19 protein-coding genes are annotated in these 22,534 nt (G+C 66.0%); 13 read left to right on the top strand and 6 right to left on the bottom strand.

Translation table 11 applies throughout. The annotated features are described in order from the left end of the window. Positions 1-18 precede the first annotated feature (18 nt). On the bottom strand, positions 19-900 hold the full coding sequence (locus JOF47_RS21655) for a LysR family transcriptional regulator (RefSeq protein WP_210002803.1): 882 nt from the start codon (positions 898-900) through the stop codon (positions 19-21). Positions 901-1,019: 119 nt separating this feature from the next. On the opposite strand from JOF47_RS21655, the gene JOF47_RS21650 reads away from it, so the two are divergent. Further along, positions 1,020-2,093, top strand: a complete 1,074-nt coding sequence (locus tag JOF47_RS21650; protein ID WP_210002801.1) for a YeiH family protein — start codon at positions 1,020-1,022, stop codon at positions 2,091-2,093. Positions 2,094-2,603: 510 nt separating this feature from the next. Here the strand turns inward: JOF47_RS21650 and JOF47_RS21645 are convergent. The 5 genes from JOF47_RS21645 to JOF47_RS21625 are packed head-to-tail and all read right to left on the bottom strand — an operon-like array spanning position 2,604 to position 7,864. After that, entirely contained in the window at positions 2,604-3,302 is a 699-nt protein-coding gene (locus JOF47_RS21645; protein WP_210002799.1) for an SDR family NAD(P)-dependent oxidoreductase, read from the bottom strand. Then, positions 3,299-4,204, bottom strand: a complete 906-nt coding sequence (locus JOF47_RS21640; protein WP_210002797.1) for an alpha/beta fold hydrolase — start codon at positions 4,202-4,204, stop codon at positions 3,299-3,301. Before JOF47_RS21640 ends, JOF47_RS21645 begins: the two co-directional genes overlap by 4 nt. A 7-nt stretch (positions 4,205-4,211) precedes the next feature. Further along, positions 4,212-6,125 carry a flavin-containing monooxygenase gene (locus tag JOF47_RS21635; RefSeq protein ID WP_210002796.1) on the bottom strand — a complete coding sequence of 638 codons (1,914 nt, stop codon included), beginning with the start codon at positions 6,123-6,125 and terminating at the stop codon, positions 4,212-4,214. A 49-nt stretch (positions 6,126-6,174) separates the two neighbouring features. After that, positions 6,175-6,987: an alpha/beta fold hydrolase gene (locus JOF47_RS21630; protein ID WP_210002794.1), complete on the bottom strand. Its 813-nt coding sequence runs from the start codon at positions 6,985-6,987 to the stop codon at positions 6,175-6,177. Beyond that, on the bottom strand, positions 6,980-7,864 hold the full coding sequence (locus JOF47_RS21625) for an ABC transporter ATP-binding protein (RefSeq protein WP_210002792.1): 885 nt from the start codon (positions 7,862-7,864) through the stop codon (positions 6,980-6,982). The genes JOF47_RS21630 and JOF47_RS21625 overlap by 8 nt, the downstream gene beginning before the upstream one ends. 353 nt (positions 7,865-8,217) lie before the next feature. Between JOF47_RS21625 and JOF47_RS21620 the strand changes: the two genes are divergently transcribed. The 12 genes from JOF47_RS21620 to JOF47_RS21565 all read left to right on the top strand — a co-directional run bounded on the left by JOF47_RS21620 (position 8,218) and on the right by JOF47_RS21565 (position 22,243). Continuing rightward, positions 8,218-9,051, top strand: coding sequence for an SDR family NAD(P)-dependent oxidoreductase (locus JOF47_RS21620; RefSeq protein WP_210002790.1), 834 nt, complete (start codon positions 8,218-8,220; stop codon positions 9,049-9,051). 41 nt (positions 9,052-9,092) lie between these two features. Then, positions 9,093-9,944: an ABC transporter permease gene (locus JOF47_RS21615; protein ID WP_210002788.1), complete on the top strand. Its 852-nt coding sequence runs from the start codon at positions 9,093-9,095 to the stop codon at positions 9,942-9,944. A gap of 93 nt (positions 9,945-10,037) precedes the next feature. Beyond that, positions 10,038-10,847, top strand: a complete 810-nt coding sequence (locus JOF47_RS21610; protein WP_210002785.1) for an SDR family NAD(P)-dependent oxidoreductase — start codon at positions 10,038-10,040, stop codon at positions 10,845-10,847. 137 nt (positions 10,848-10,984) lie between these two features. Beyond that, a complete protein-coding gene (locus JOF47_RS21605; RefSeq protein WP_210002783.1) occupies positions 10,985-11,887 on the top strand; it encodes a LysR family transcriptional regulator in 903 nt (300 codons plus the stop codon). A 397-nt stretch (positions 11,888-12,284) separates the two neighbouring features. Then, entirely contained in the window at positions 12,285-14,498 is a 2,214-nt protein-coding gene (locus tag JOF47_RS21600; RefSeq protein WP_210002781.1) for an acetate--CoA ligase family protein, read from the top strand. Positions 14,499-14,500: 2 nt separating this feature from the next. Then, positions 14,501-16,075 carry an acyl-CoA carboxylase subunit beta gene (locus JOF47_RS21595; protein ID WP_210002779.1) on the top strand — a complete coding sequence of 525 codons (1,575 nt, stop codon included), beginning with the start codon at positions 14,501-14,503 and terminating at the stop codon, positions 16,073-16,075. 10 nt (positions 16,076-16,085) lie between these two features. Further along, on the top strand, positions 16,086-17,471 hold the full coding sequence (locus JOF47_RS21590; RefSeq protein WP_210002777.1) for an acetyl-CoA carboxylase biotin carboxylase subunit: 1,386 nt from the start codon (positions 16,086-16,088) through the stop codon (positions 17,469-17,471). 2 nt (positions 17,472-17,473) lie between these two features. Next, positions 17,474-17,695 carry a biotin/lipoyl-binding carrier protein gene (locus JOF47_RS21585; RefSeq protein ID WP_210002775.1) on the top strand — a complete coding sequence of 74 codons (222 nt, stop codon included), beginning with the start codon at positions 17,474-17,476 and terminating at the stop codon, positions 17,693-17,695. A gap of 2 nt (positions 17,696-17,697) precedes the next feature. Continuing rightward, positions 17,698-18,714 carry an NADPH:quinone oxidoreductase family protein gene (locus JOF47_RS21580; RefSeq protein ID WP_210002773.1) on the top strand — a complete coding sequence of 339 codons (1,017 nt, stop codon included), beginning with the start codon at positions 17,698-17,700 and terminating at the stop codon, positions 18,712-18,714. Positions 18,715-18,785: 71 nt separating this feature from the next. Continuing rightward, entirely contained in the window at positions 18,786-19,907 is a 1,122-nt protein-coding gene (locus tag JOF47_RS21575; protein WP_210002771.1) for an ABC transporter substrate-binding protein, read from the top strand. Between the two features lie 38 nt (positions 19,908-19,945). Beyond that, on the top strand, positions 19,946-20,989 hold the full coding sequence (locus tag JOF47_RS21570) for a phosphotransferase family protein (protein ID WP_342592894.1): 1,044 nt from the start codon (positions 19,946-19,948) through the stop codon (positions 20,987-20,989). Continuing rightward, positions 20,990-22,243 carry an acyl-CoA dehydrogenase family protein gene (locus JOF47_RS21565; protein WP_210002767.1) on the top strand — a complete coding sequence of 418 codons (1,254 nt, stop codon included), beginning with the start codon at positions 20,990-20,992 and terminating at the stop codon, positions 22,241-22,243. Positions 22,244-22,534 lie beyond the last annotated feature (291 nt).

The raw sequence follows: 22,534 nt of genomic DNA, 5'->3' as shown, positions 1-22,534 counted from the left end.
TGCCGACCCGGGCTGCTCTCAGAAGCCGGACCGCGCCTGGGCGCAGATTCCCAACAGCATTGCCGCGGGCCCTTCCGACGGGGCTGGTCCCCTCCAGATGGCCTGCAGGTTGCGCACCAGGTTTCCCTCGTGCAGGGGCACCTGGATGAAGCTGCCCATGCGCAGGGAGCCTTCCACGGCCAAACGGCTCAGCACCGCCGGTCCCATGCCGGCAGAGACCGATTGGCAGATTGCGGAGTTGCTGTTGAACTCCACGATCGGCGTTGCCCTGGCCGCGCCGACGCGCTCGTCGAGGAAGGCCCTGGTTCCCGATCCGGCTTCCCGTTCCACCAGGTGGGTTGCCGCCAATTCCCGCAGGGTGACGGGTTCCCGGCGCGTGGCCCAGGGGTGGCCGGGAGGGGCGATGAGCACGAGCTCGTCGGTCCACACCGTCGTGGAGGACAGCTGCGGGGGCACATCAGGGGTCTCGACGAACCCGAGTGCAACGTCGCGGTTGTTTACGGCGGCGATGACCTCGCGGGAATTCATCACCCGCAGCTTGGTCTTGATGCGCGGATCGACCTCATGCAGGCGGCCGATCCACGTCGGCGCCAGGTGCTCGGCGACCGTCATGCTGGCCGCGAAGGTGAACTCCCTGTCCGCCGGGGCGGCCAGGGCCTGCGCGCCGGTCCACAGGGTGTTCAGGCTCTGGAGCGCCTCGCGCGCCCATTCGACGACCAGCGTGCCCTCCTGGGTGAGCTTCGAGCCGGTGGTCGCACGGGAAAGCAGCGGGAATCCGAGGCGCCGCTCCAGGGTCTTCACGGCCCGCGTCGCGTTGGATTGGGCCATGCCCACGGAGCGTGCGCCGGCGCTGAGGCTGCCGTGGTCGGCGATGCCGACCAGCAGGGCGAGCGAAGACATTTGTATCCAGTGTTCTATGCCGGGCATTCGTCCCGCAGCGCTATCCATATCAACATCATATGTCCGTGATGGCCAGCCTGTGCCTACCTGTGACGGCCCGGGCGTGAAAACGTCGTAGTATGCGAAAAGAAGACATATCACTCGAATCCCGGAGGAGCATTCCGGCGCCGAAAGCCGTGGAGCCGACCCCGGCACCGGGCCCCGATTCGGGGTTTCGCCGCCTGCTGCCGGGCCTGGTGGCCTGCATCATCGGCGGGGCGATCGCACTGGCGGCCGCCAAGCTGCTGCCCGGGGCCAGCCCGCTGCTGATTGCCATCCTGCTCGGCGCGATATGGCGCAACACTATGAATGTCCCCGCGATCCTGATGCCCGGGGTGACGGTGTCCTCCAAGAAGCTGCTGCGCACCGGCATCGTGCTGCTGGGGCTGCAGCTTTCGCTCTCCCAGATCCTCGGCCTCGGCCCGGGGGTGCTGCTGGTGGTGTTGTTCAGCGTCGGCGTGACCTTTGGCGCCTCGCTGGTCATCGGCAAGTGGCTGGGCATCGAACTGCCGCAGCGCCTGCTGATCGCCGCCGGCTTCTCCATCTGCGGCGCGGCGGCCGTGGCTGCCACCGAAGGCGCGACCAAGGCCAAGCAGGACCAGGTGGCCACGGCCATCGGCCTGGTGGTGCTCTTCGGCACCCTGATGATCCCGATCGTCCCCGCGCTCGGCGCTCTCATGGGCATGAACGAGGAGGCCATCGGCATGTTCATCGGAGCCTCCACCCACGAGGTGGCCCAGGTGGTCGCCGCCGGCGGCGCGGTCAGCTCAAGCGCCCTGGCCGTGGCCGTGACGGTCAAGCTGGCCCGCGTGGTCACCCTGGCCCCGATCGTGGCCGGCGTGAGCATCTACATGCGCAAGAAGCATGACGTGACGGATGCCAAGAAGCCGCCGCTCGTGCCACTGTTCGTCCTCGGATTCATTGCCATGATGCTGCTGCGCACCACCGGCGTGGTGCCGGAGGGGCTGCTGGATGCCGCCAAGGTGGCCCAGACCTTCCTGCTGGCCGCCGCCATGTTCGGGCTCGGACTCGGCGTCCACATCAAGGGCCTGATGCGTTCGGGCAGCCGCTCGCTGGTGCTCGCAGCCCTGGCAACGCTGGTGATCCTGGTGGTTGCGGCCGCCGGAACGATGCTCTTCCCGCCGTTGTCCTAGCCGGGGCGGCTGCCGGCAGCTGCCTCCACCAGATCCAAGGCCTGGATACAAATCCCGGCACGCACCCCCGAAGCGGGGCGCGTGCCGGGATTTTGCGTTACCCGGGAAACCCGGCCGGGATGACGGAGCGTTCGCCGCCCCGCCCCGCCGCGACCGGGCGGAGACCATGCCTGTGGGCCCGGAGTCGCCTGAGGCGAGCGTGGGGCTTGTAGCCAGCGGTGTGGCCGCCCGGCGGGCCCCTGGGCCAGAACCGCCCCGCAATGCCCTGCCCGCGGGCGCCGGGACAGGCGATTCGCCCCCCCCAGCGCCGGCCAAGGCGCCGGAAGCCCACTGGGTGCGGCACGCCTCATGCCGAATGCCTCGTGCAGGGCGCAGGGGCCGAGTGCCTCGTGCACCCATGCCGCGCCCCGGAGCATGAGGGGCATGGGCGGACGTCTCACGGCACGCAAAAAACCGCCGGCCCAAACCCCGTGAGGGGTGCGGGCCGGCGGCCTGAGATGGAAGCGGGGATCAGCGGCGGATCGAGCCGCCGTCGACGACCAGCGTCTGTCCGGTGACAAACCCTGCGCCCTCCGAGAGGAAGAAGCGGGTCGGCCCCACGTAGTCCTCGACCACCGAGGCGCGCTTGATGGCGCGGGTCTCGATATTCTTGGCCTCGCCACCGGCGAGCTTGGCGGCCAGCGGCGTCATGACCAGCCCGGGGGCGATCACGTTGACGGTGATGTTGCGTTCGCCCATCTCCACGGCGAAGCTACGGGCAAAACCGATGATGCCGGCCTTGGACGCGGCGTAGGCGGCAGTGCCACCCGGAGCCTTGAACACGGTGCCCGAGGAGTACAGCACGATGCGTCCGCCGTCCTCCACCAGGTCGGCGGTTCCCTGGATGAAGTTCAGCGTGCCGTGCAGGTTCAGCAGCAGCGCGCGCTCCCAGTCGGCCTTGGAGGTATCCAGGAACTTGCCGAACAGGCCAACACCGGCACAGTGGATCAGCGAGTGGACGCTGGTGCGGCCCTGTGCAGCCAGCGACTCGCGCACGGCCTCCGGTGCGTTTCCGGCGACGTCGCCCGCTACGTAGTTGACCCCGTCCAGCGGGTTGCTCGGCAGGGAGCGGGAGACCGAGGTGACATCCCAGTCATTGCGCAGGTCATTGACCAGGCCCTCGCCGATTCCCGAGGAACCGCCCGAAATAACCAGTGCCGGCGCGCTCATGCGTTGTCACCCTTCGTGATCTCTGCCAGGAACCCATTGATGAGTTCCCAGGTCTGCGTTGGCTGGCTGATGTTCGGGCTGTGCTTGGAATCCATGACCTCGGCCTTGGCCTGCGGCAGGAATTCCTGCAGCTTGGCGCTCCAGCCGCTTTCGAACAGGGTGTCGTCCTTGCCCTCGATCAGCAGGGCCGGGGTGGTGACCCCTGCCAGGTTGCCCGGGTACGGGTCCGCCGGACGCTGGACCGCCATGGCCCCGGGCACCGCGGTGTGCGGGGCCTTCATGGACGCGAAGTGCCCCGGTGCGACAGCCCACCGCATGCGGGCCTCGAGCTGGGCGTCCTTGTTGTCGAAGGGCTCGCACAGGTAGCCGACGATTTCTTCCATGCGCTCGGGAGTGCCGTCGAAGTCGCCGATCTTGGCCAGGTCGGCCCCCCGCCAGGCACCGCCGGTGCCGGCGATGGTGGTCACCGAGGCGATCCGCTCGCGCAGCGCCGGGTTTGTCAGTGCGCGCAGGGTCAGCGAACCGCCGAAGGAGTTGCCGACCAGGTGCACCGGTTCGGTGATTCCCAGGTGGTCCAGCAGCGAGAACAGGTGGGTCAGGCGGAATGCGAAGGGCGAGACGTCCAACCGGATCGACTTGGCTGACCCGCCGTAGCCGAGCAGGTCCGGTGCGATCACACGGAACTTCTCGGCGGCCAGCGGCAGCATGTCACCCCAGGTCACATCCGAAGCGCCACCCCAGGCGCCGTCGTGCAGGAACACAACGACGGGAACCCCGTCGGTCGGGCCGCCGGACAGGTAGCGGGTTTCAAGGTTGGCGACGACGTCGGTCGTCTCGGTGATCAGGGGTGTCTCGGTGAGCAAGGTGGCCTCCGTTGAAGTGGATCGAATGGTGGAAGTCATGGCGGGATTAGCCGAGCTTGTAGTCTTCGGTGCGGACCTGGGTGGTGCGCTCGAAGTAGTTGCGGGCCGGCAACGGCCACATGATGGTGGAGCGGCCCTCGGCGTTCATGTACCAGGAGTGGGTCTTGGACCAGCCCCAGGTGCGCTTGGCGCTTTCGGCCACGATTTCCTTGTCGTACTCGGCGAATACGTCGTCGCGCAGGTTCATCGACTTGTAGCCGCCGGTCGCCAGGGTCTTGATCGCATCGATCATGTAGACGGCCTGGCACTCCAGGAAGAACACCAGGTTGCCGTGGATGACGGTGTTGGTGTTCGGCCCGTACATGCAGAAGAAGTTCGGGAAGCCCGGAAGTGTGGAGCCCAGGTAAGCGCTGGCGTCGATGCCCCAGGTCTCGTGCAGGTCCTTGCCGCCGATGCCCGCAACGGACATGGGAAGCAGGAAGTCGGAGGCCTTGAAGCCGGTGCCCAGCAAGATCACGTCGGCCTCGATGTGCTCGTCGCCGAGCCACACGCCGGTCTCGTCGATGCGGTTCACGCCCTGCGACACCAGGCGCACGTTCTCGCGCTTGAGGGTCTTGACCCAGGTGCCGTCGTCGCAGATGATGCGCTTGGCGGCCGGCGGGTAGTTCGGGATGATCTGCTTGGCCAGCTCGGCGTCGTCGCCCGCCTGCTCCAGCAGGTACTCGGTGAGCTCCTTGCGCAGCGCCTCGTTGGCCGCGGAGACCGATACCTCGGTCGGCGGGAAGCTCGGATCGACGGTGGCGGCCGGCAGGTTGCCGACGACGCGGGGCAGGAAGATCGAGAAGCGGTAGTAGGCGCGGTACTGGTTCAGGTTGTTCAGCAGCCAGCGCTCGCCGTCCGCGATCTCCTGGCGGAGCACCGGGGTGGAACGCAGCCACGGGGCGCTGCGCTGGAAGATGGTGACCTGTTCGGCGACCTTCGCCACTGCCGGCGCGAATTGCAGGGCGCTGGCGCCGGTGCCGACGACGACGACCTTCTTGCCGGTGAAGTCGATGCTGTGGTCCCACTGCGCGGAGTGCACGATGGGGCCCTTGAAGGAGTCGATGCCTTCCAAGTTCGGGATCGAGGGGCGGTTGAGCTGGCCCACGGCACTGACCACGACCGTGGCTTCGATGGTTTCCCCGACGCCCTGCGCGGTCTTGGTTTCCAGCGTCCAGCTGTTGGTGTCCTCGTTCCAGCGGGTTGCGGTGACCTCGGTGCCGTAGACCATGTGCTCGAGCAGCCCGTTGTCGGCGGCGAACTGGTGCAGGTAGCCGTGGATCTTGTCCTGGCGCCCGAAGTGCGTCTCCCAGTCGTGCTGGGTGAAGGAGTAGGTGTAGATGTGGCTGCGCACGTCTGTGCGGCAGTCGGGGTAGGTGTTTTCCCACCAGGTGCCGCCGACGTCGTGGCTCTTCTCGATGATCTTGAACGGCACGCCCGCCTGCTTCAGGCGCAGGCCGGCGAGCAGTCCGGAGAACCCGGCGCCGATGACGACGGCGTTCAGGGCGGTGTCCGGGGCAATCTCGTCGAGCTTCCACTCGGGCTGGCGCGGGTCGGTGTTGTTCGGGATGAACGCGACCTCGGACATGGCCAGGGCGTCCTCGACGGGCGCGCCCATCAGCCAGGTGCTCATGGCCAGGCGGAGTTCCTCGCTGGGTACGGAGTCCCAGGTGTTCTGGGTCGGCAGGAACGGTGCCAGCAGCTCGAAGCAGCGGGCGCGCGCCGCCGCCTCGGTTTCCGCATCCAGGCCGCTGCTCGGCAGGGCCCGGAGGTTCGGGCGCCAGTCGTCGCGCAGCACGCTGGCGTCGCCGGTGACGTGGGCTGTCAGCATGATCAGCGCGGGGACCTGGGCCGACTCAAGGTGGGCGGCAAGTTCTTCTTCGCTGACCTGCGTCGTGGTGCGATCCAGGGTCTTGTTCATTTCTTCTCCGTAAGGCAGTTATAAAGGGTGCGGCGGGCTCGAAGGCCCGTTAGCGTGTCCAGCAATCAAGGCTGTCGAGGAAGGGCCGCACGGTTACGGCGACCTCCTGGGGGTTCTCGAAGGCGACGAGGTGTCCGCCCTTGGCGAAGAGCAGCTCTGCGCCGGCGATCGAGGCGGCAAGCTGCTCGACGACCGGGCGGGGGATGCTTCGGTCGTCGTCGCCGCCGACGACGAGGGTTGGCGGCGGCGAGTCCAGCTGGAAGTCGCCGACCAGGGTCATGGCCTCGAAGTACTCGGCGATCGTGTTGCCGCCGGCCCCGAGGAACTGTGCGCGGGCCTGCTGGACCATGGGGTTGGATGCATCGGTCGAGTTCTCGCCGAACCAGCGGTGCATGGTCACGTCTTCGACGTCCTCGAGCCCGTTCGGGACCCGGACCTCGGCTGCTCGGGCCAAGGTGCCGCGGGCTGCCGCCTCGTCGTAAGCGCCCCGCGTTGCCATCAGGATCTGTGCGTCGACGCGCTCGGGGAAGCTACCGGTGAGGGCCTGGGCGACCATGCCGCCCAGCGAGATTCCCAGGGTGACCGAGCTCTCGACATTTTCAGCGTCCCACATGGCGGCGATGTCGCGGGCAACGAGGCCCAGTGTGGGGGCGGTTTCACCGCGCGCGGTTTCCCCGTGGCCGCGGAAGTCCGGCGCGAGCAGTCGGTATTCTTCACCGAGCGCCTCGGCCAGGGGTTCGTACCAGGACCCGTCCAGCGCCAGCGAGTGCAGGACGGTGATCAGGCGCGGGCCTTGGCCGTACTGGCGGTAGGCGACGGTGGCGCCCTCGGCGCCGGCAACTTTTTGCAGGGTCTTAGCCATTCTTGCTCTCCTCCCGGATGCGCTGTTCGGCGAGATCGACTTCGCTGCGAAGCCGATCGGACATGTCGTGGAAATAGGACTTGAAGAGGTCGGAATCCCGGCGCATTTCCTGGCGTCGCGGGCGCTCGAGCTCGATCTTCATGTCGACGACCATGCGCCCTGGGCGGCTGGCCATCAGAATCACACGGTCGCTCAGCAGGATGGCTTCCTCCAAATCGTGTGTCACGAAGATGACGGTGGGACGCTCGGCCTCCCACAGGCCGGTGAACTCCTCCTGCTGGATCGCACGGGTCTGTGCGTCGAGGGCCGCGAACGGTTCGTCCATCAGCAAGACCTTGGGGTTCTGCACCAGAGTGCGTGCGATGGCCACGCGCTGGCGCATGCCCTGCGAGAGGTGCAGGACGTCGGAATCGGCAAACTCGTGCAGGCGGACCTTGCGCAACCATTCCTCGGCGCGCACACGGCGCTCTTCCTTGGGCACCCCGCGGATCTCCATGCCGAGTTCCACGTTGCTGCGGACACGGCGCCAGGGGAGTAGTGCGTCGCGGGCGAAGAGGAAGGCGGCGTCGTTGCTTCCGGGACGCACCGGCTTGCCGTCGATCAGGACCTTGCCCGCGCGTGGCTTCAGGAGGTTGCCGACCATGCCAAGGGCCGTCGTCTTGCCGCAGCCGGACGGGCCGACAATGCTGACGAACTCCGAAGGCTCGATGCGGAGATTGAAGTTGTCCAACACCCGCACCGGCCGATCGCCATGGAGGAAGCTGTGGTTCACGTTCTCGAACTCGACCGAGACCCCGCTGGCTGTGGACGGCTTGGCCGTCGATTCCGTTGCAAGAGTGTCGCTATCGCCGTTTGAGCGGAGGGTTGTATTGGGCATTGTCGCTCCAGTCATTAGTTTGCGGGGCCGACCCGTTTGGCAGTCTGCTGTGGTTCACGATTGCTGAGCCGGCACCGTCATTGGTCACGCTGGAACAGCCTTGAACAAGAGGAAACCGGGGTGGTTTGAGTTGTGGTGCACGTCACCAACCTGTCCATGAATCGTTGAACACCTTGGCGACAGAGTCAAGAAAAAGTCGGCCGATCCGGGGCTATCGCCTCGATAGCGATTAGTTCATTGCCCCCGGGCCCGAATGGAAGGAAGCTTTCTCAAAACGCACCATTGCCATGAGGGCCCGCCGTGCGTGAGTCAGCCGCACACACCGGGCGCGCATCAATTCAGGAGGACGTCAGATGACGAACACAGCCATCACCGCCAGCAAGAAGGTTGGCCAGACCACATTCGATTTCACCAGCCAGGTCGTCATCGTGACGGGCGCATCCGGTGGCATCGGACAGGCGCTCGCCGACAAGTTCGCCGCAGCCGGCGCGGACCTGGTCCTGCACGGCCGCAAGGCCGAGACGCTGGAAGCCAAGGCCGAGCAGATCCGTGCGCTCGGACGCAAGGCCGTGGTGGTCACCGGCAACATCAAGGAACCGGAAACCGCCGACAAGCTGGTCCGCGCCGCCCTCGAGGAATTCGGCCGCATCGACATCCTGATCAACAACGCCGGCGGCAACTTCGCCGCACGCCTGGAGGACCTCTCCGCAAATGCGTGGAACGCGACGATCGGCACCAACCTCACCGGTGCGTTCCACACGGCGGTCGCCTGCCTCCCGGTCTTCGAGAAACAGGGCGGCGGCAACATCGTCAACGTCGGCTCGGGCTCGGCGAACTACGCCCACCCGATGCGCGGCGCCTACGCCGCCGCCAAGGCGGGGCTTGCCTCGCTGACGAAGACCATGTCCTGGGAATGGGCCGACCGCGGCGTGCGCGCCAACTGCGTCGAGCCCGGCGCCACCCTGACGCCGTCCTCGCGTTTCGCCTCGGAAGAGGTCGAGAAGTCCTTCGGCGAGTTCCTGGCCCTCGGCCGCGTGGGCCTGCCGGAGGAAGTCGCCGACGCCTGCCTGTACCTGTGCTCGGGCGCCTCCAGCTTCATCACCGGAACCGTACTGCAGGTCACCGGTGGACCGCACACCTCGTCGCCCCTGGACTCGAAGCTCGTCCGAGCTCCGCGCGACGCCTAATTCATCCAGCACCACCGAATACCGTAAGGGAAAGGTTTGACATGGAAACGATCTCCACGGCCGAGAAGTTGGTCGCCACCTCTGGCGCCCCGGCCTACAGCGACAGCACGATCCTCGCGGAACGTCGCCGATCGCGCATCAACCGACAGCTGAGCGTCTGGGGCCTGAGGGTCGGCGTGCTCGCCGCATTCGTCTTCACCTGGGCCTTTGTGACCGGCCAGGGAATCATGGACCCGACGCTGATTTCAACCCCCGGCGATGTCGGGACGTCGTTCATCAAGCAGCTGGGCGACGGGACATTCTGGGTCGACGTCTCGGCGACGTTCAGTGGTGCCATGGCCGGGCTGGTCTCCGGTGCGATCCTCGGCATCCTAGCGGGCGTCACCTTCGCCCGCGTCGAGGTCCTCCACGTCGCGGCTAGGCCCTTCCTGACCCTGATGAACAGCCTTCCGCGTCCGGCGTTGGCACCGATCTTCATCCTCTGGTTCGGCTTGGGCTTCGGACCGAAGGCACTGGTTGCCTTCAGCGTCGTGTTCTTCGTGCTGATGACCAGCACCATGGGCGCACTGCAGAGCATCGACCACGACATCAAGCAGTTGACCCAGTCGCTGGGCATGACGCGCAGGCAGCGCTTCTTCAAGATCGAGCTGCCCTCGGCGCTGCCGTCGATCATCGGCGGTCTGCGCCTGGGTGCCGTCTACTCGGTGCTTGGCGCCGTGGTTTCTGAAATGGTCGGCGCCTACACCGGCCTGGGTCAGCGCCTGGTCGTGGTGACAAACAACTTCCAGGTTTCGGAGACCTTCGCAATCCTGCTGGCCATGGGCTTGCTGTCCATGGTCCTGGACCTTTCCATCTCGGGCGTGCAAAAAGCAGTTACCAAGTGGACGCGCTAATTCGCTAACGATTCAAAAACAATGGTCCGAACGAAACCGGCCGGGGCACATTCAATGCGTCCCCGGCCGGTTTCGTGCAACGAGAGGAACCCCATGGAAATCAGCAATCCTGCACGACCGCTTCCCGCCACCGGCATCGTCCACACAAACCTGTTCAGGCTCGATGGCAAGTCATATGTCATCCTCGGCGGCGGCAGCGGCCTGGGCGAGCACGTTGCACGCACGATCGTCGGCCTGGGTGGACGCGTGCTCGGCGTGGACATCAACACCGAACCCCTCCGGTCGCTGGCCGAGGAACTGGGCATGCCGTTCCTGGTTGCCGACGCCACCAGCGAGGAGGGTGCGGCCGCCATCGCGGAGGCTGTCGTCGCGGAATTCGGGCAGATCAACGGCTATGTCGATGTGATCGGGCAGATGCACCGCAACGAGATCTCCGGGTACTCGCTGGACGCCTGGGAACAGGACTTCAAGACGAACCTCGGCCACGCGTTCCTGGCCGCGCGGGCGCTGGCGCCCCTGGTTTCCAACGGGTCGATTGCGTACGTCTCCAGCACCGTCGCCTCACGCGGCGGCTTGCTGGCGCCGGGTTACGGCCCGGCCAAGGCCGCGCTGGAAATCTGGGTCAAGCAGATGGCCGCGGAGCACGGCCCCCGCGGCGTGCGCATCAACGCAGTAGCACCCGGCCTTTTCCTGTCGCCGCGCATGGCCGCCAAGGAGCGCAGCAGCCGTGATGCACAGGTACTGTCTTCGCGGTCGGTGCTCGGCCGGCTCGGGCAGCCGTTTGAAATCGCTGCCGCGCTTGTTTTCCTGCTTTCACCTGCGGCGGGTTACATCACCGGAACCACGATCCCCGTTGAGGGCGGTGCTTTGTCCCGGGATTCCACGGGTCTCGACGAGCTCTAGGGGGTGGCGCATTCGGGCGGGGCAGCCCGCCCGAATGCTACGCCAACGAGTCCTCCGGTTTCGGCCGCAAAGTTGTGAGCGGGGTAACATTGGCCTCCGGTGGCCATGGGCCACGAGAGACAAGAGGAGAAAATGCCATGAGATTCGCGCAATTGCGATACCTGGAGGCGGCGCTGCGGACGGGTTCATTCCGCCAGGCAGCCAAGGAGCTCGATATCTCCCAACCAACAATCACCAACCAGGTGCAGCGCCTCGAAGAAGATCTCGGTGTCATTCTGGTAACCCGCGGGGCCAAGGGCGTGCGCCCGACCTATGCCGCGGAAAGGATCCTGCCGCATGTGGTTGCGGCGGTCCAAGCCGAGAGGATGCTGCGCGAGGAAGCCAGTGCCATCGGCGGACTGAAGCTTGGCACCGTCCGGCTCGGCACGGTGCCGGCCGCGTCCCAGACCATCCTTCCCAGGGTGGTCAAGCGCCTGCTGACGGAGTTTCCGAACGTCCGGTTTGAGGTGGATGAGGGGCCGTCGAAAATGGTTGTCAGCGGCGTCATCAGCGGCCAGCTGGACGTGGGACTAGTGACCCGGCTGCCGGGCATCGAACTGGCCCCGGCCGAAGACACCCTGATCCACCACATCGACCTGAGTTCCGGCCGGTTGGTCCTGTGCGTTCCCGAAGGGCACAGGCTCGCCGACAAGGACGACTTCGTCCCTTCGGACCTGGAGGGGGAGGCGCTGATCTTCCCCGCGGACTCAAGCATCTTCTGTAAGGCGTGGGAGCGCTTGCTCGAGGGGGTCGAGGCCAAGATCGTCTACACCACTCCCAACTCCGAGGCGTCGCAGGCCATGGTGCGTGCGGGTGTCGGCATTTGCATGGCGAACACGCTGCTGGACTCGACCGTCAGCGGCAACGGCGTTTCACTCGTCCCGCTTCCCTTCGAGTGGGCGCATGCCAGCACCGCGGCCATCGTGCGGAAGGATGAGGCCAGGTCCTCGGCAGTGCAGGCGTTCCTGCGCCTCCTGCGGGAGAGCGCCAAAGCCATCTAGGGGCCAGCCTCGATACGAACGTCTTGACGGCTCGAGAAGGCCCAGGCGGGCCCGGCCCCCGGCAACGAGCAACCCACGAATGCCCGGCAGGAAACTGCCGGGCATTCCGCATTCCTGCGGCGTGCGGGCGACCCGGGCAGGGGTGGACCAAGGCGGCGAAAAGGGCGGTTCGAGGGTGGCAGCCGGGGTTCGAAAAGTGTCCCGCTGAAGGGTACGATTCGCGTTTTCGCTGCATGCAGGGCCGGAAAAATGCCGGCGATAAAGGCCTCCGATAGCTCAGGCATATCACCGTGCCAGCGCCAGAATGCTTCCCAGAATTGGCTTGACTCAGGAGACTGAAGTCACACCGGGCGCGAGTTCTTGCCGTCCGATCCAACGTTCAGTGAGGTGCCCCCAGTTGTTAGTCGATACAGCCAAGCCTAGTAGCTCCGCCACCATCGTTGAGTTCATTGCGCAGGCCAAGACCCGAGAGTCGGCCATGTTCACCGAGGCAGAAGGAAAATCCCTGCTTTCGGCATTCGGAATCGATACCCCCCAGGGCGTTGAAATCGCCGTGGGTGAGGAACTTCCCAGCCACCTTCGCGAACCGCTCGTCGTCAAGGCGATCTCCACGACTCTCGTCCACAAGTCAGATGCGGGCGGTGTCCGCGTCGGAGTGACCCGCGCCGAAATCAACGAGGTCGCTTCGCAGATGCGCGACAGCCTTGCCGATTTCGGGCACAAGCTCGACGGCCTGCTGGTCGAGGAAATGGTCCCGGCCGGCCACGAAATCATTGTCGGCGCGGTCCGCGCGCCGGGACTGGGCTGGACCGTCATGGTCGGCTTGGGCGGCGTCCTGGTCGAGGTCTTCGAAGACGTGGCCTTCGGCCTGGCGCCCCTGTCCGAAAACCAGATCCGCGACATGCTCGCCGAACTGCGCGGCATGAAGGTGCTCAACGGCGCCCGCGGTGGCGTCAAAGCCGACATCGACGCACTGGTCGCCCTGATCTCCCGCCTCGCCGGCCCCGCCGGGCTGCTGGCCTCGTTGCCGGAAGACGTCACGGAAATCGACCTGAACCCGGTCATCGTTTCAGACACTCGCGCCGTGGCAGTTGACGCCCGCTTCGTCGTCGGAGAGGTCGAGGCAAAGCCGGCCGCCGCGATCGAGGCCAAGTCCACCGACTTCGCCCCGCTGTTCGCCCCGCGCCGCATCGCAGTCCTCGGTGCCAGCGGCAAGCGCCCGAACCTGGCCAACCGCTTCATTCGCAACCTCGTGGCCGGCGGCTTCGACGGGACCATCATCCCGGTCAACCCCACCACCCCCGTCATCGAGGGCCTCCCGGCCGTCGCTTCGCTGGCAGAGGTCATCGAGCCGATCGACTACGCCTTCGTCGCCCTTCCGGCGGCACGCGTCGCCGAGGCGCTGGGCGCCGGCGCCGGCCGCGTGCGCTTCGCACAGGTCGTATCCAGCGGCTTCAGCGAAATCGAAGAGGGCATCGAACTCGAGGCACAGCTTGTCTCGACGGTCCGCGATGCAGGCATCCGCCTGATCGGCCCGAACTGCCTGGGCACCCACGCCTCGGCCGGAAAGCTCTCCTTCGTTCCAGAGGCGCCGCTGACCCCGGGCACCACTGCTGTGGTCTCGCAGAGCGGCGGCCTGTCGGTCGACATCCTGCGCGTCGGCGCCTCGAGCGGCATCGACTTCCACTCGGTCGTCAGCATCGGCAACAGCGCCGATGTCAGCGCCGCCGAACTCGTCTCGTCCCACTTGGTCAACGACGAGATCCGCGTCATCGGCCTGTACCTGGAATCCCTCAGCATCGCCCGCGAGGTACTGGACGTGCTCGACGCGGCCGAAACCCGCAAGCCGGTCGTGCTGCTTGCCGGCGGACGCACCAGCGGCGGATCGCGCGCCGCCACCAGCCACACCGGCGCCCTGGCAGGCAACCACCGGCTGTGGCCGGCCATCGCCCGCCAGGCCGGGATCACCCTGGTGGATTCGCTCGCCGACTTCGCCACAGCCCTCCACGCCCTCTCGACCGTCGACCTCGGCGTCAAGCCGAACGGCAACGAGGCGGTCCTGTTCGGCAACGGCGGCGGGGCCAGCGTGCTCGGCGCCGACGCACTTGACCGCCAGGGCATCTCCACCACGCCGCTTCCGGAATCGGTCATTGCCGAACTGGAATCCCTCGAGGTTCCGCCGGGCAACGGGTTCCACAACCCGATCGATGTTCCGGCCGGCACGCTGGCCGTCAAGAGCGGCGGCGTGGCAGGGGACATTCTCAAGGTCGTCCTGGCCGGCAGCGAACCCGCCGTGCTGATCACCCACCTGAACGTGGGCATCATCCAGCGCAACCTCGGGGCCACCCACGGCGACGTGACGGGAACCATCATCGACTCGATCGCCGCGGCCCGCGACGAATCACAATCAAACACCCACCAGCTCTTGGTGCTGAAGTCCGACGGCAGCGCCGGAACCGGCGACATGGTCAAGGCCTACGCCCAGCGCGCACGGGCCATCGGCATCCCGGTCTTCGGGGCCTTCGAAGACGCGGCACTGGCCTCACGGGCAGTGCTCGAACAGAGCAAGCAGATCCACCAGGCGTCGCTTGGCGCAGACGGAAGGCAGTAGAAATGACAACCGAAGCAGTCAAGACCGACGTGGTCGACATCGAGGAAGCCAAGCTGACCCGCGAGCAGGAGCACGAGAAGAAGCGTGCCGCTGCGCTGGCCATGGGCGGTTCCAGGAAGCTTGAGGCGCGCCGTGCCAAGGGCGAACTGAACGCACGGGAGCGCATCGCGCTGCTGCTGGACCCGGGAACCTTCCGCGAGAGCGGCCTGTTCGTGACCTCCGCAGTGCCGGCGGACCGCGACAAGACCCCTGCCGACGGCAAGATCACCGGAACCGGAGAGGTCGACGGCCGCCGCGCGAGCGTTGTCGCCTACGACTTCACCGTCAAAGGATCGTCCTCGTCCCCGATCAGCAACAAGAAGATGTCCCACTTCAAGGAACTGGTCGTCAAGACCGGCCAGCCGCTGGTCTACCTCTCCGAATCCACGGGCGTGCGCATGCCCGACGCCATGGGCGGCACCGGCATGGGGTCCGCCAGCGGCAAGACCCGCTTCCTGCGCCAGCGTGAAAGCCCGTGGGTATCCGCGGCCTTCGGCTACTGCTTCGGTTCGGCCGCCTGGCACACCATGGCCTCCGACTTCGCGGTCTTCCGCAAGGGCGCAGTGCTCGCGGTGTCCAGCCCCAACCTGGTCGCCCGCGCCACCGGCCAGCAGGTCGACGCGCAGGAGCTCGGCGGCTGGAAGATGCACGCAGAGGTCACCGGCTTCGCCGACGCCGTTGCCGACAGCGACGAGGAAGCGATCGAACTGATCCGCCGCTTCCTCTCCTACCTGCCCTCGCACAACGGCGAGACCCCGCCGCTCGCGCCGATCCCGCACGGATCCGGCGAACGTGCCGAGGAAATCAAGAACATCGTCCCCGAGTCGCGCACCCAGACCTACGACGTGCGCAAGGTCATCGACATCGTCGCCGACACCGGCTCGGTGTTCCCGATCAAGGCTCGCTACGGCAAGTCCCTGGTCACCTCGCTGGCCCGCATCGGCGGCCAGTCCGTGGGCATCATCGCCAACAACCCGATGTTCAAGGGCGGCGCGCTGGACGGTGCAGCCTGTGACAAGGCGACCAGCTTCCTGGTCCTCTGCGACTCCTACAACATCCCCGTGGTAATGCTGGTGGACCAGCCGGGCTTCCTGATCGGCCTCGAGGCCGAACGGAGCAAGGTCGCCGGCAAGATCATCAACTGGATGAACGCGCTCTCGCTGGTCACCGTGCCGAAGATCGCCGTCACCATGCGCAAGAACTACGGCCAGGCCCTGATCAACATGGGTGGCGGCGGCACCGCCGACGCCACCGCCGGCTGGTGGTCCTCCGAGGTCAGCTTCATGGATCCGACCTCCGCGGTCTCCGTGGTCCACGGCATCGACAAGGAAACCGACCCTGAAATGTACGAGCTGCGCCTCGCGGAGATGAACAAGGGCACCACGGCCTACGACGTGGCCCAGGTCTTCGGCTTCGAGCAGGTCATCGATCCGTCCGAAACGCGCGAGTTCATCCTCGGCGCCTTGAAGGACCACTACCGGGCCCGGACCAACGGTGTTGGCGAACACCTGTTGCGTACCTGGCCGACGAGCTTCTAAGGAGAGCATCATGAGTTCATTCCCAGAATCCCTGTTGATCGCCAACCGCGGCGAAATCGCGCGGCGCATCATCAAGACGGCAAACCGCCTCGGTGTCCGCACCATCGCCGTCTACCACAAGGTCGATGCGTCCCTGCCGTACGTTTCCGAGGCCTCCGTGGCCATCGAGCTCAAGGGCGACATGCCCGTGCAGTCCTACCTTGACCGCGAGCAGATCATCGCGATCGCCAAGGAATTCGGCGCCACCGCCATCCACCCGGGCTACGGGTTCCTGGCCGAAAACGCCGGTTTCGCCCGCGAGGTCGCCGACGCCGGACTGACCTGGGTCGGCCCCTCGGCCGACGTCATTGACGTCATGGGGGACAAAGTCGAGTCCCGCCGCGCCGTTGCGGCTGCAGGCGTGCCGATCAGCGGCGACGCGGGTGCGGCCTTGAAGACCGGCGACGAGGCCGTCGAGGAAGCCGCACGCGTCGGCTACCCGGTGATGGTCAAGGCCTCCGCCGGCGGCGGCGGCATCGGCATGGCCGTGGCACACGACGCCGAGGAACTGCGCAAGGCCTTCGAGAACACCAGGTCGATGTCCGAGCGCAGCTTCGGCTCCGACCGGGTCTTCGTCGAGCGCTTCGTCGAGTCCGCACGCCACGTCGAGATCCAGGTCCTGGGCCTGAACGACGGCACCATCGTGGCCCTGGGCGAGCGCGACTGCTCCACCCAGCGCCGCCACCAGAAGCTGATCGAGGAATCCCCGGCGCCGCACCTGGCCCCGGAGACCCGCGCACGGCTCATCGAATCGGCCATCGCGGCCGCAGGCTCGGTCGGCTACCGCAACGCGGGCACCGTCGAGTTCCTGCTCGACACCCGCACCGGCGACTTCGTCTTCCTCGAGATGAACACCCGCATCCAGGTCGAACACCCGATCACCGAGCTCACCCACGGCGTCGACCTGATCGAGCAGCAGCTGAGCATCGCGGCCTCGGGCACCACCACCGCGGACTTCAACCCGGTGTCCCGCGGACACGCGATCGAGCTGCGGATCTGCGCCGAGGACCCGAAGAAGTTCTTCCCGCGCCCCGGCCCGATCGACGGCTGGATCGAACCGACCGGCGAGGGAATCCGCGTGGATTCCGGCTACACTGCCGGCACCGAGGTCACCCCGCACTTCGACTCGCTGATCGCCAAGGTCTGCGCGTACGGGGAAACCCGCGAGGACGCACTGGCACGGGCCATCCAGGCCTGCGGGGAATTCCAGATCGAGGGCCTGGTCACCAACCAGCCGTTCCTCGAGGAGATCCTCGCCGATGAGGAATTCAACGATGGACGCTATGACACCGGACTGGTGGAGCGCATCCAGATACGACTTAAAGAACAGGCCAAGCTGGCCAAGAGGAGTGCATGAAAATGGCAGAGACAATTGCGGCAGACATGGGCGCCAACGTGTGGAAGATCCTCGTTGCCCCGGGCGACAAGGTCGAGGAAGACGACGTCTTCATGATCCTCGAGGCCATGAAGATGGAAATCCCGGTCACGGCCGAGGACTCCGGCACCGTGCTTTCGATTGACGTGGCAGAGGGCGACGTCGTGGCCCCCGGCCAGGCACTGATCCAGTTCGAGTCGGAGTAACCATGTCGATCCCCAGCGCCCTGAAGGCATGGAACGTCACCGAGCTCGGCGAGCCGGTTGACGCACTGCAGCTTGTTGAACGCGCAGTGCCCGAACCGGGCGAAGGCCAGCTGGTTGTGCGTGTCCTGGCCTCGGCCGCCAACTTCCCGGACGTGCTGATGTGCCGCGGGGTCTACCAGGTCAAGCCTGAACTGCCCTTCACCCCCGGTCGCGAGGTCTGCGCCGAGGTCGTCGCCACGGGCCCGGGCGTCACCCGCGCCGCGGTGGGCGACAGGGTGCTGGGCCTGACCACGTTGCCGCACGGCGGTTTCGCCGAGTACGCGCTGATGGACCAGGACAAGGTGCACCAGGCACCCGCCTCGCTCGACGACGCGCAGGCCGCAAGCCTGTTCATCGGCTACCAGACCGGATGGTTCGGCCTGCACCGGCTTGCCCGGATACAGCCCGGCGAGACGCTGCTGGTCCACGCCGCCGCGGGCGGGGTGGGCAGTGCAGCCATCCAGCTCGGCAAGGCCGCCGGCGCGAAGGTGATCGGCGTGGTCGGCGGAGAGGCCAAGGCCGAATACGCCAGGAAGCTCGGCGCCGACCTGGTCATCGACCGCCGCAAGGAGGACTTCGTCGAGCAGGTCAAGGTGTTCACCGGCGGCAAGGGCGCGGATGTCATCTACGACCCGGTCGGCGGCGAGACCTACCAGAAGTCCACCAAGTGCATCGCGTTCGAGGGCCGGATCATCGTCGTCGGTTTCGCCGGCGGGGAGATCCAGTCCGCCTCGCTGAACCACGCACTGGTGAAGAACTACTCGATCATCGGCATCCACTGGGGCTTGTACAACACCAAGAACCCTGCCGCCGTCGACGAGTGCCACAAGGAACTGGTCAGGCTGGCGGACTCCGGGGCCATCAGCCCGTTCGTCAGCGAACGGTTCACGTTGGACGGCGTGCCCGCGGGACTTCAGCGGCTCGCCGATGGCAAGACGGTGGGCCGAGTGGTTATGGAGCACGCGGGCAACACCGAATAACCAAGTTTTCAGATGCGGTGAATGAGCACAGCCCGGGCCGTCAGGCCCGGGTCAACCACACAGGAGTATGAATGTTTGAGTCACAGAATGGCGGGTCGCCTCTCGGAGGCCTGCGGGCATTGGACAACGGAGTCTCACGCCGGTCGCTGTTGAGGTATGCGGGACTGGGTGCGGCGGCCCTGGGTGCCGCCCCGTTGCTGTCGGCCTGTGGCGGCGGCGGGGCCCCCGCCAAGGCGGGCGCCACGCAGAAATTCGGTGTTGCGGCGTTCCCCGGCGATGCATACTTCCTGGACACCATCAACCTGGAAAACAAGTTCTACACATCGCACCAGCTCGAGGTTCCCAAGCACGTCACCCCGCAAAGCGGTGTCCAGGCGTTCCAGCTGATGGTTGCCGGCGCCGCCGACGGCTACGCCTCCGACACGGGGCTGTTGATGGCGACCCACGCCAACAGCTCCAAGGGGAAACGCCCGGTGCTGGTGGGCTTCCGGGCCGTCGAAACCACCTACGGGATTGTTGGCGGCCCGAACACCCAGTGGCCGTCCGCGGATGCAAGCTTCGAGGAGAAGATGCGCTCCCTGAAGGGCAAAAAGATCGGCGTCTCTGCGGTTGGAGCCGGTGGCGACCTGCAGTTGCGTTTGGCCCTGGAGCTGGCGGGCCTGAAGCCCACCGACGTCACGGTGCTTGCCGTGGGCCCCACCGCCCAGGGGATCCCGAACATCAAGGCCAAGCGCATCGATGCCTACGTGACCGTCCAGTGGACGGCAACCCGATTCATTGCAAAGGAAACCGGCGGATCGGTCTTGCTCGACTTCGCCGAAGAGGGCATGCCCGATTTGATGCGCAACCAGGCAGTTGTGGCCATCGCCGTACGTGAAGAGATGGCACAGCAGCAGCCGGAGGTTGTGCAGAACTGGTTGGCGGCGCAGGATAAAGCCAGCAGGTGGATCGGTGAGAACAAGGAAGCTGCGGCCAAGCTGCTCAACGACAACGGGCTTGGCGGCAAGGGGCTGGAGATTGCCACGGAGTACGTGGAGCACTACGTTTCCACGGTGCAGCCGAAGCTGAACCCGATGTTCAAGGCACCTCAGGAAACCGTTGAAAAAATGTCAGAACTCGCGCTGCGCTTTGGCAGCGTCAAGAAGGGCGATATCACCTATGAGCAGCTCGTACCCGAATTTGCGCGCGCATGAGTAATGCGACGGCCCAGAAGGGCACAGAGGAAATGTCAGTGGATTCCGCGTCCCCGACCGGGCTCGACCTGGAAAAGCTCACCCGGTGGCTGGCCGCCGAGCGCCCCGGCATGGTTGCCGGCGAGCTTTCGGCGACCCTGATCCAGGGCGGAAAGTCGAACCTGACCTACGAACTCACCGACGGAACCCAGCAGTGGATCGTGCGTCGCCCGCCGCTGGGCACCATCATGGCCACGGCGCATGACATGCGCCGCGAATACACCATGGCGGATGCGCTGGGCGGCACCGATGTCCCGGTGGCGAAGATGTTCGCCTACTGTGGGGACAAGGACGTCATCGGCGCCGAGTTCTACATCATGGAACGCATCGACGGCGTGCCCTACCGATACGCCGATGAACTGCGTCTGCTGGGCGAAGAGCGCACCCGCGCTATTTCGACCGAATTGGTGCGCACCCTGGCCAAGCTGCATGCAGTGGATCCCGCGACCGTCGGCTTGTCCGACTTCGGCCGTCCGGAGGGCTTCCTGGCCCGCCAGGTCAAGCGCTGGAAGACCCAGCTGGATGCCTCGTTCACCCGCGAACTTCCGGGTGCCGAGGAACTCTACGAAAAGCTCGTCGCCGCGGTTCCCTCGGTCTCGGCCTCCGGCATCGTCCACGGCGACTTCCGCCTGGACAACGTGCTGATGGGCAGCGACGACATGCCTGCCGCGGTCATCGACTGGGAAATGGCAACGCTCGGGGACCCGCTGTTGGACCTTGCGCTGATGCTCACCTACCAGCGACGCGCCAAGATCGTTGCGGACCGGGACACCACCGACCCCGCAACCTACGACGTGACCTTGGCTCCCGGGTACCTGTCGCAAGAAGAAATCATGGACCTCTACGAGCAAGAGAGCGGACGCTCGCTTGACGGATTTGGATTCCATCTGGGCCTTGCCTGCTTCAAGCTGGCAGGGATTTCCGAGGGGGTCCGTTACAGACACATCAACCGCCAGACTGTTGGCGAGGGCTTCGAGGATAGCGGCAACACTGTTCCCCTGCTGCTGGAACTCGGACTCGAATCAATGAAGGAGTACAAGTAAATGGATTTCTCGACAGACGAGCGGACTGAACTGCTCAAGAAGGAACTTGTCGACTTCATGTACGGGCATGTGTACCCGAACGAAGCCGCCTACCAGGAAGAACTGGACGGCCTCGAGAACCCTTACGCGTTCTCCGAGTCCAAGATCCTCAACGAGCTGCGCGCCGAGGCACGCAGCCGCGGGCTGTGGAACCTGTTCCTTCCCGGTGAGGGTGGTGCCGGCCTGACCAACATGCAGTACGCGCCGCTGGCCGAAATCACCGGCCGCAGCCGCACCCTTGCCCCGGCGGCACTGAACTGCGCGGCGCCTGACACCGGCAACATGGAGTTGCTTGCGGAGTTCGGCACCGAGGAGCAGAAGGAAAAGTGGCTCAAGCCACTGCTGAACGGCGAGATCCGCTCGGCCTTCGCCATGACGGAACCGGACGTTGCTTCCTCGGACGCGACGAACATCGAGACCTCGATCGTGCGCGACGGCGACGACTACGTGATCAACGGCCGCAAGTGGTTCATCACCGGTGCGATGAACCCGAACGCCAAGATCCTGATCGTCATGGGAAAGACCGACCCGACGGCCGATCGCCACCGCCAGCAGAGCCAGATCCTGGTTCCGCGCGACACCCCGGGCGTGAACATCAAGCGCGGCATGAAGATCCTCGGCTTCGAGGACACCTACAACGGCGGCCACGCCGAGATCGTGTTCGAGAACGTGCGCGTTCCCGCGACGAACCTGATCGGCGGGGAAGGCGACGGGTTCGCCATCGCCCAGGCCCGTCTGGGCCCCGGCCGAATCCACCACTGCATGCGTGCCATCGGCATGGCCGAGCGCGCCATCTCCATGATGTGCGAGCGTGCGGACAGCCGTGTTGCCTTCGGCAAGCCGCTGAGCGACCAGGGCGTGATCCGCGACTGGATCGCCGAGTCGCGCGTCCGCGTCGAGCAGCTCCGCCTGATGGTCCTCAAGACCGCCTGGCTCATGGACACCGTTGGCAACAAGGGCGCCCACACCGAGATCCAGGCCATCAAGATCGCCACCCCGTCCACCGTTGAATGGATCCTTGACAAGGCAATCCAGGTGCACGGTGCCGGCGGCCTGTCACAGGACTTCTTCCTGTCATCGGCGTTCGCCTACGCGCGCACGCTGCGTTTCGCTGACGGTCCGGACGAGGTCCACAAGAATTCGTTGGCCCGCAACGAACTCAAGCGCCAGCGCGCCCGCCGTGAGGCCCGAGCGGCCGCAGCAGCCAAGGCCTAAAGCAGAACCAAAAAGTCCCCCGTGCCGCGACTGCGGCGCGGGGGACTTTTGCGTGCCCGCAGCCCGTTCAGCACCCGATAGCCGTCTCTTATCACCCTGCGCAAGTTGCGGTACTTTCAATGCAGGCAGCCACCAAAGAGACTTGGGTCACACCGGGCGTTTAGTGCGCCGGGGAAAGGCCCGGTCTGCGAAGACGGGCCGTGGATTGGTCAAGAGTCGCTTGGCCAATGGGGGATCCACCAAGGCCTGCGCAACACCAAAAATATTGCGGCGGCCAGTCCATGCAAACAA

It is taken from the genome of Paeniglutamicibacter kerguelensis, assembly GCF_017876535.1.
Taxonomy (GTDB): domain Bacteria; phylum Actinomycetota; class Actinomycetes; order Actinomycetales; family Micrococcaceae; genus Paeniglutamicibacter; species Paeniglutamicibacter kerguelensis.
This window is presented reverse-complemented; position numbering and strand designations above follow the sequence as displayed.

Bases quoted from the DNA above. Each gene is read 5' to 3' on its own strand.
- JOF47_RS21655 (WP_210002803.1), bottom strand. From the start codon at position 900: ATGTCTTCGCTCGCCCTGCTGGTCGGCATCGCCGACCACGGCAGCCTC.
- JOF47_RS21650 (WP_210002801.1), top strand. From the start codon at position 1,020: ATGCGAAAAGAAGACATATCACTCGAATCCCGGAGGAGCATTCCGGCG.
- JOF47_RS21645 (WP_210002799.1), bottom strand. From the start codon at position 3,302: ATGAGCGCGCCGGCACTGGTTATTTCGGGCGGTTCCTCGGGAATCGGC.
- JOF47_RS21640 (WP_210002797.1), bottom strand. From the start codon at position 4,204: ATGACTTCCACCATTCGATCCACTTCAACGGAGGCCACCTTGCTCACC.
- JOF47_RS21635 (WP_210002796.1), bottom strand. From the start codon at position 6,125: ATGAACAAGACCCTGGATCGCACCACGACGCAGGTCAGCGAAGAAGAA.
- JOF47_RS21630 (WP_210002794.1), bottom strand. From the start codon at position 6,987: ATGGCTAAGACCCTGCAAAAAGTTGCCGGCGCCGAGGGCGCCACCGTC.
- JOF47_RS21625 (WP_210002792.1), bottom strand. From the start codon at position 7,864: ATGCCCAATACAACCCTCCGCTCAAACGGCGATAGCGACACTCTTGCA.
- JOF47_RS21620 (WP_210002790.1), top strand. From the start codon at position 8,218: ATGACGAACACAGCCATCACCGCCAGCAAGAAGGTTGGCCAGACCACA.
- JOF47_RS21615 (WP_210002788.1), top strand. From the start codon at position 9,093: ATGGAAACGATCTCCACGGCCGAGAAGTTGGTCGCCACCTCTGGCGCC.
- JOF47_RS21610 (WP_210002785.1), top strand. From the start codon at position 10,038: ATGGAAATCAGCAATCCTGCACGACCGCTTCCCGCCACCGGCATCGTC.
- JOF47_RS21605 (WP_210002783.1), top strand. From the start codon at position 10,985: ATGAGATTCGCGCAATTGCGATACCTGGAGGCGGCGCTGCGGACGGGT.
- JOF47_RS21595 (WP_210002779.1), top strand. From the start codon at position 14,501: ATGACAACCGAAGCAGTCAAGACCGACGTGGTCGACATCGAGGAAGCC.
- JOF47_RS21590 (WP_210002777.1), top strand. From the start codon at position 16,086: ATGAGTTCATTCCCAGAATCCCTGTTGATCGCCAACCGCGGCGAAATC.
- JOF47_RS21585 (WP_210002775.1), top strand. From the start codon at position 17,474: ATGGCAGAGACAATTGCGGCAGACATGGGCGCCAACGTGTGGAAGATC.
- JOF47_RS21580 (WP_210002773.1), top strand. From the start codon at position 17,698: ATGTCGATCCCCAGCGCCCTGAAGGCATGGAACGTCACCGAGCTCGGC.
- JOF47_RS21575 (WP_210002771.1), top strand. From the start codon at position 18,786: ATGTTTGAGTCACAGAATGGCGGGTCGCCTCTCGGAGGCCTGCGGGCA.
- JOF47_RS21565 (WP_210002767.1), top strand. From the start codon at position 20,990: ATGGATTTCTCGACAGACGAGCGGACTGAACTGCTCAAGAAGGAACTT.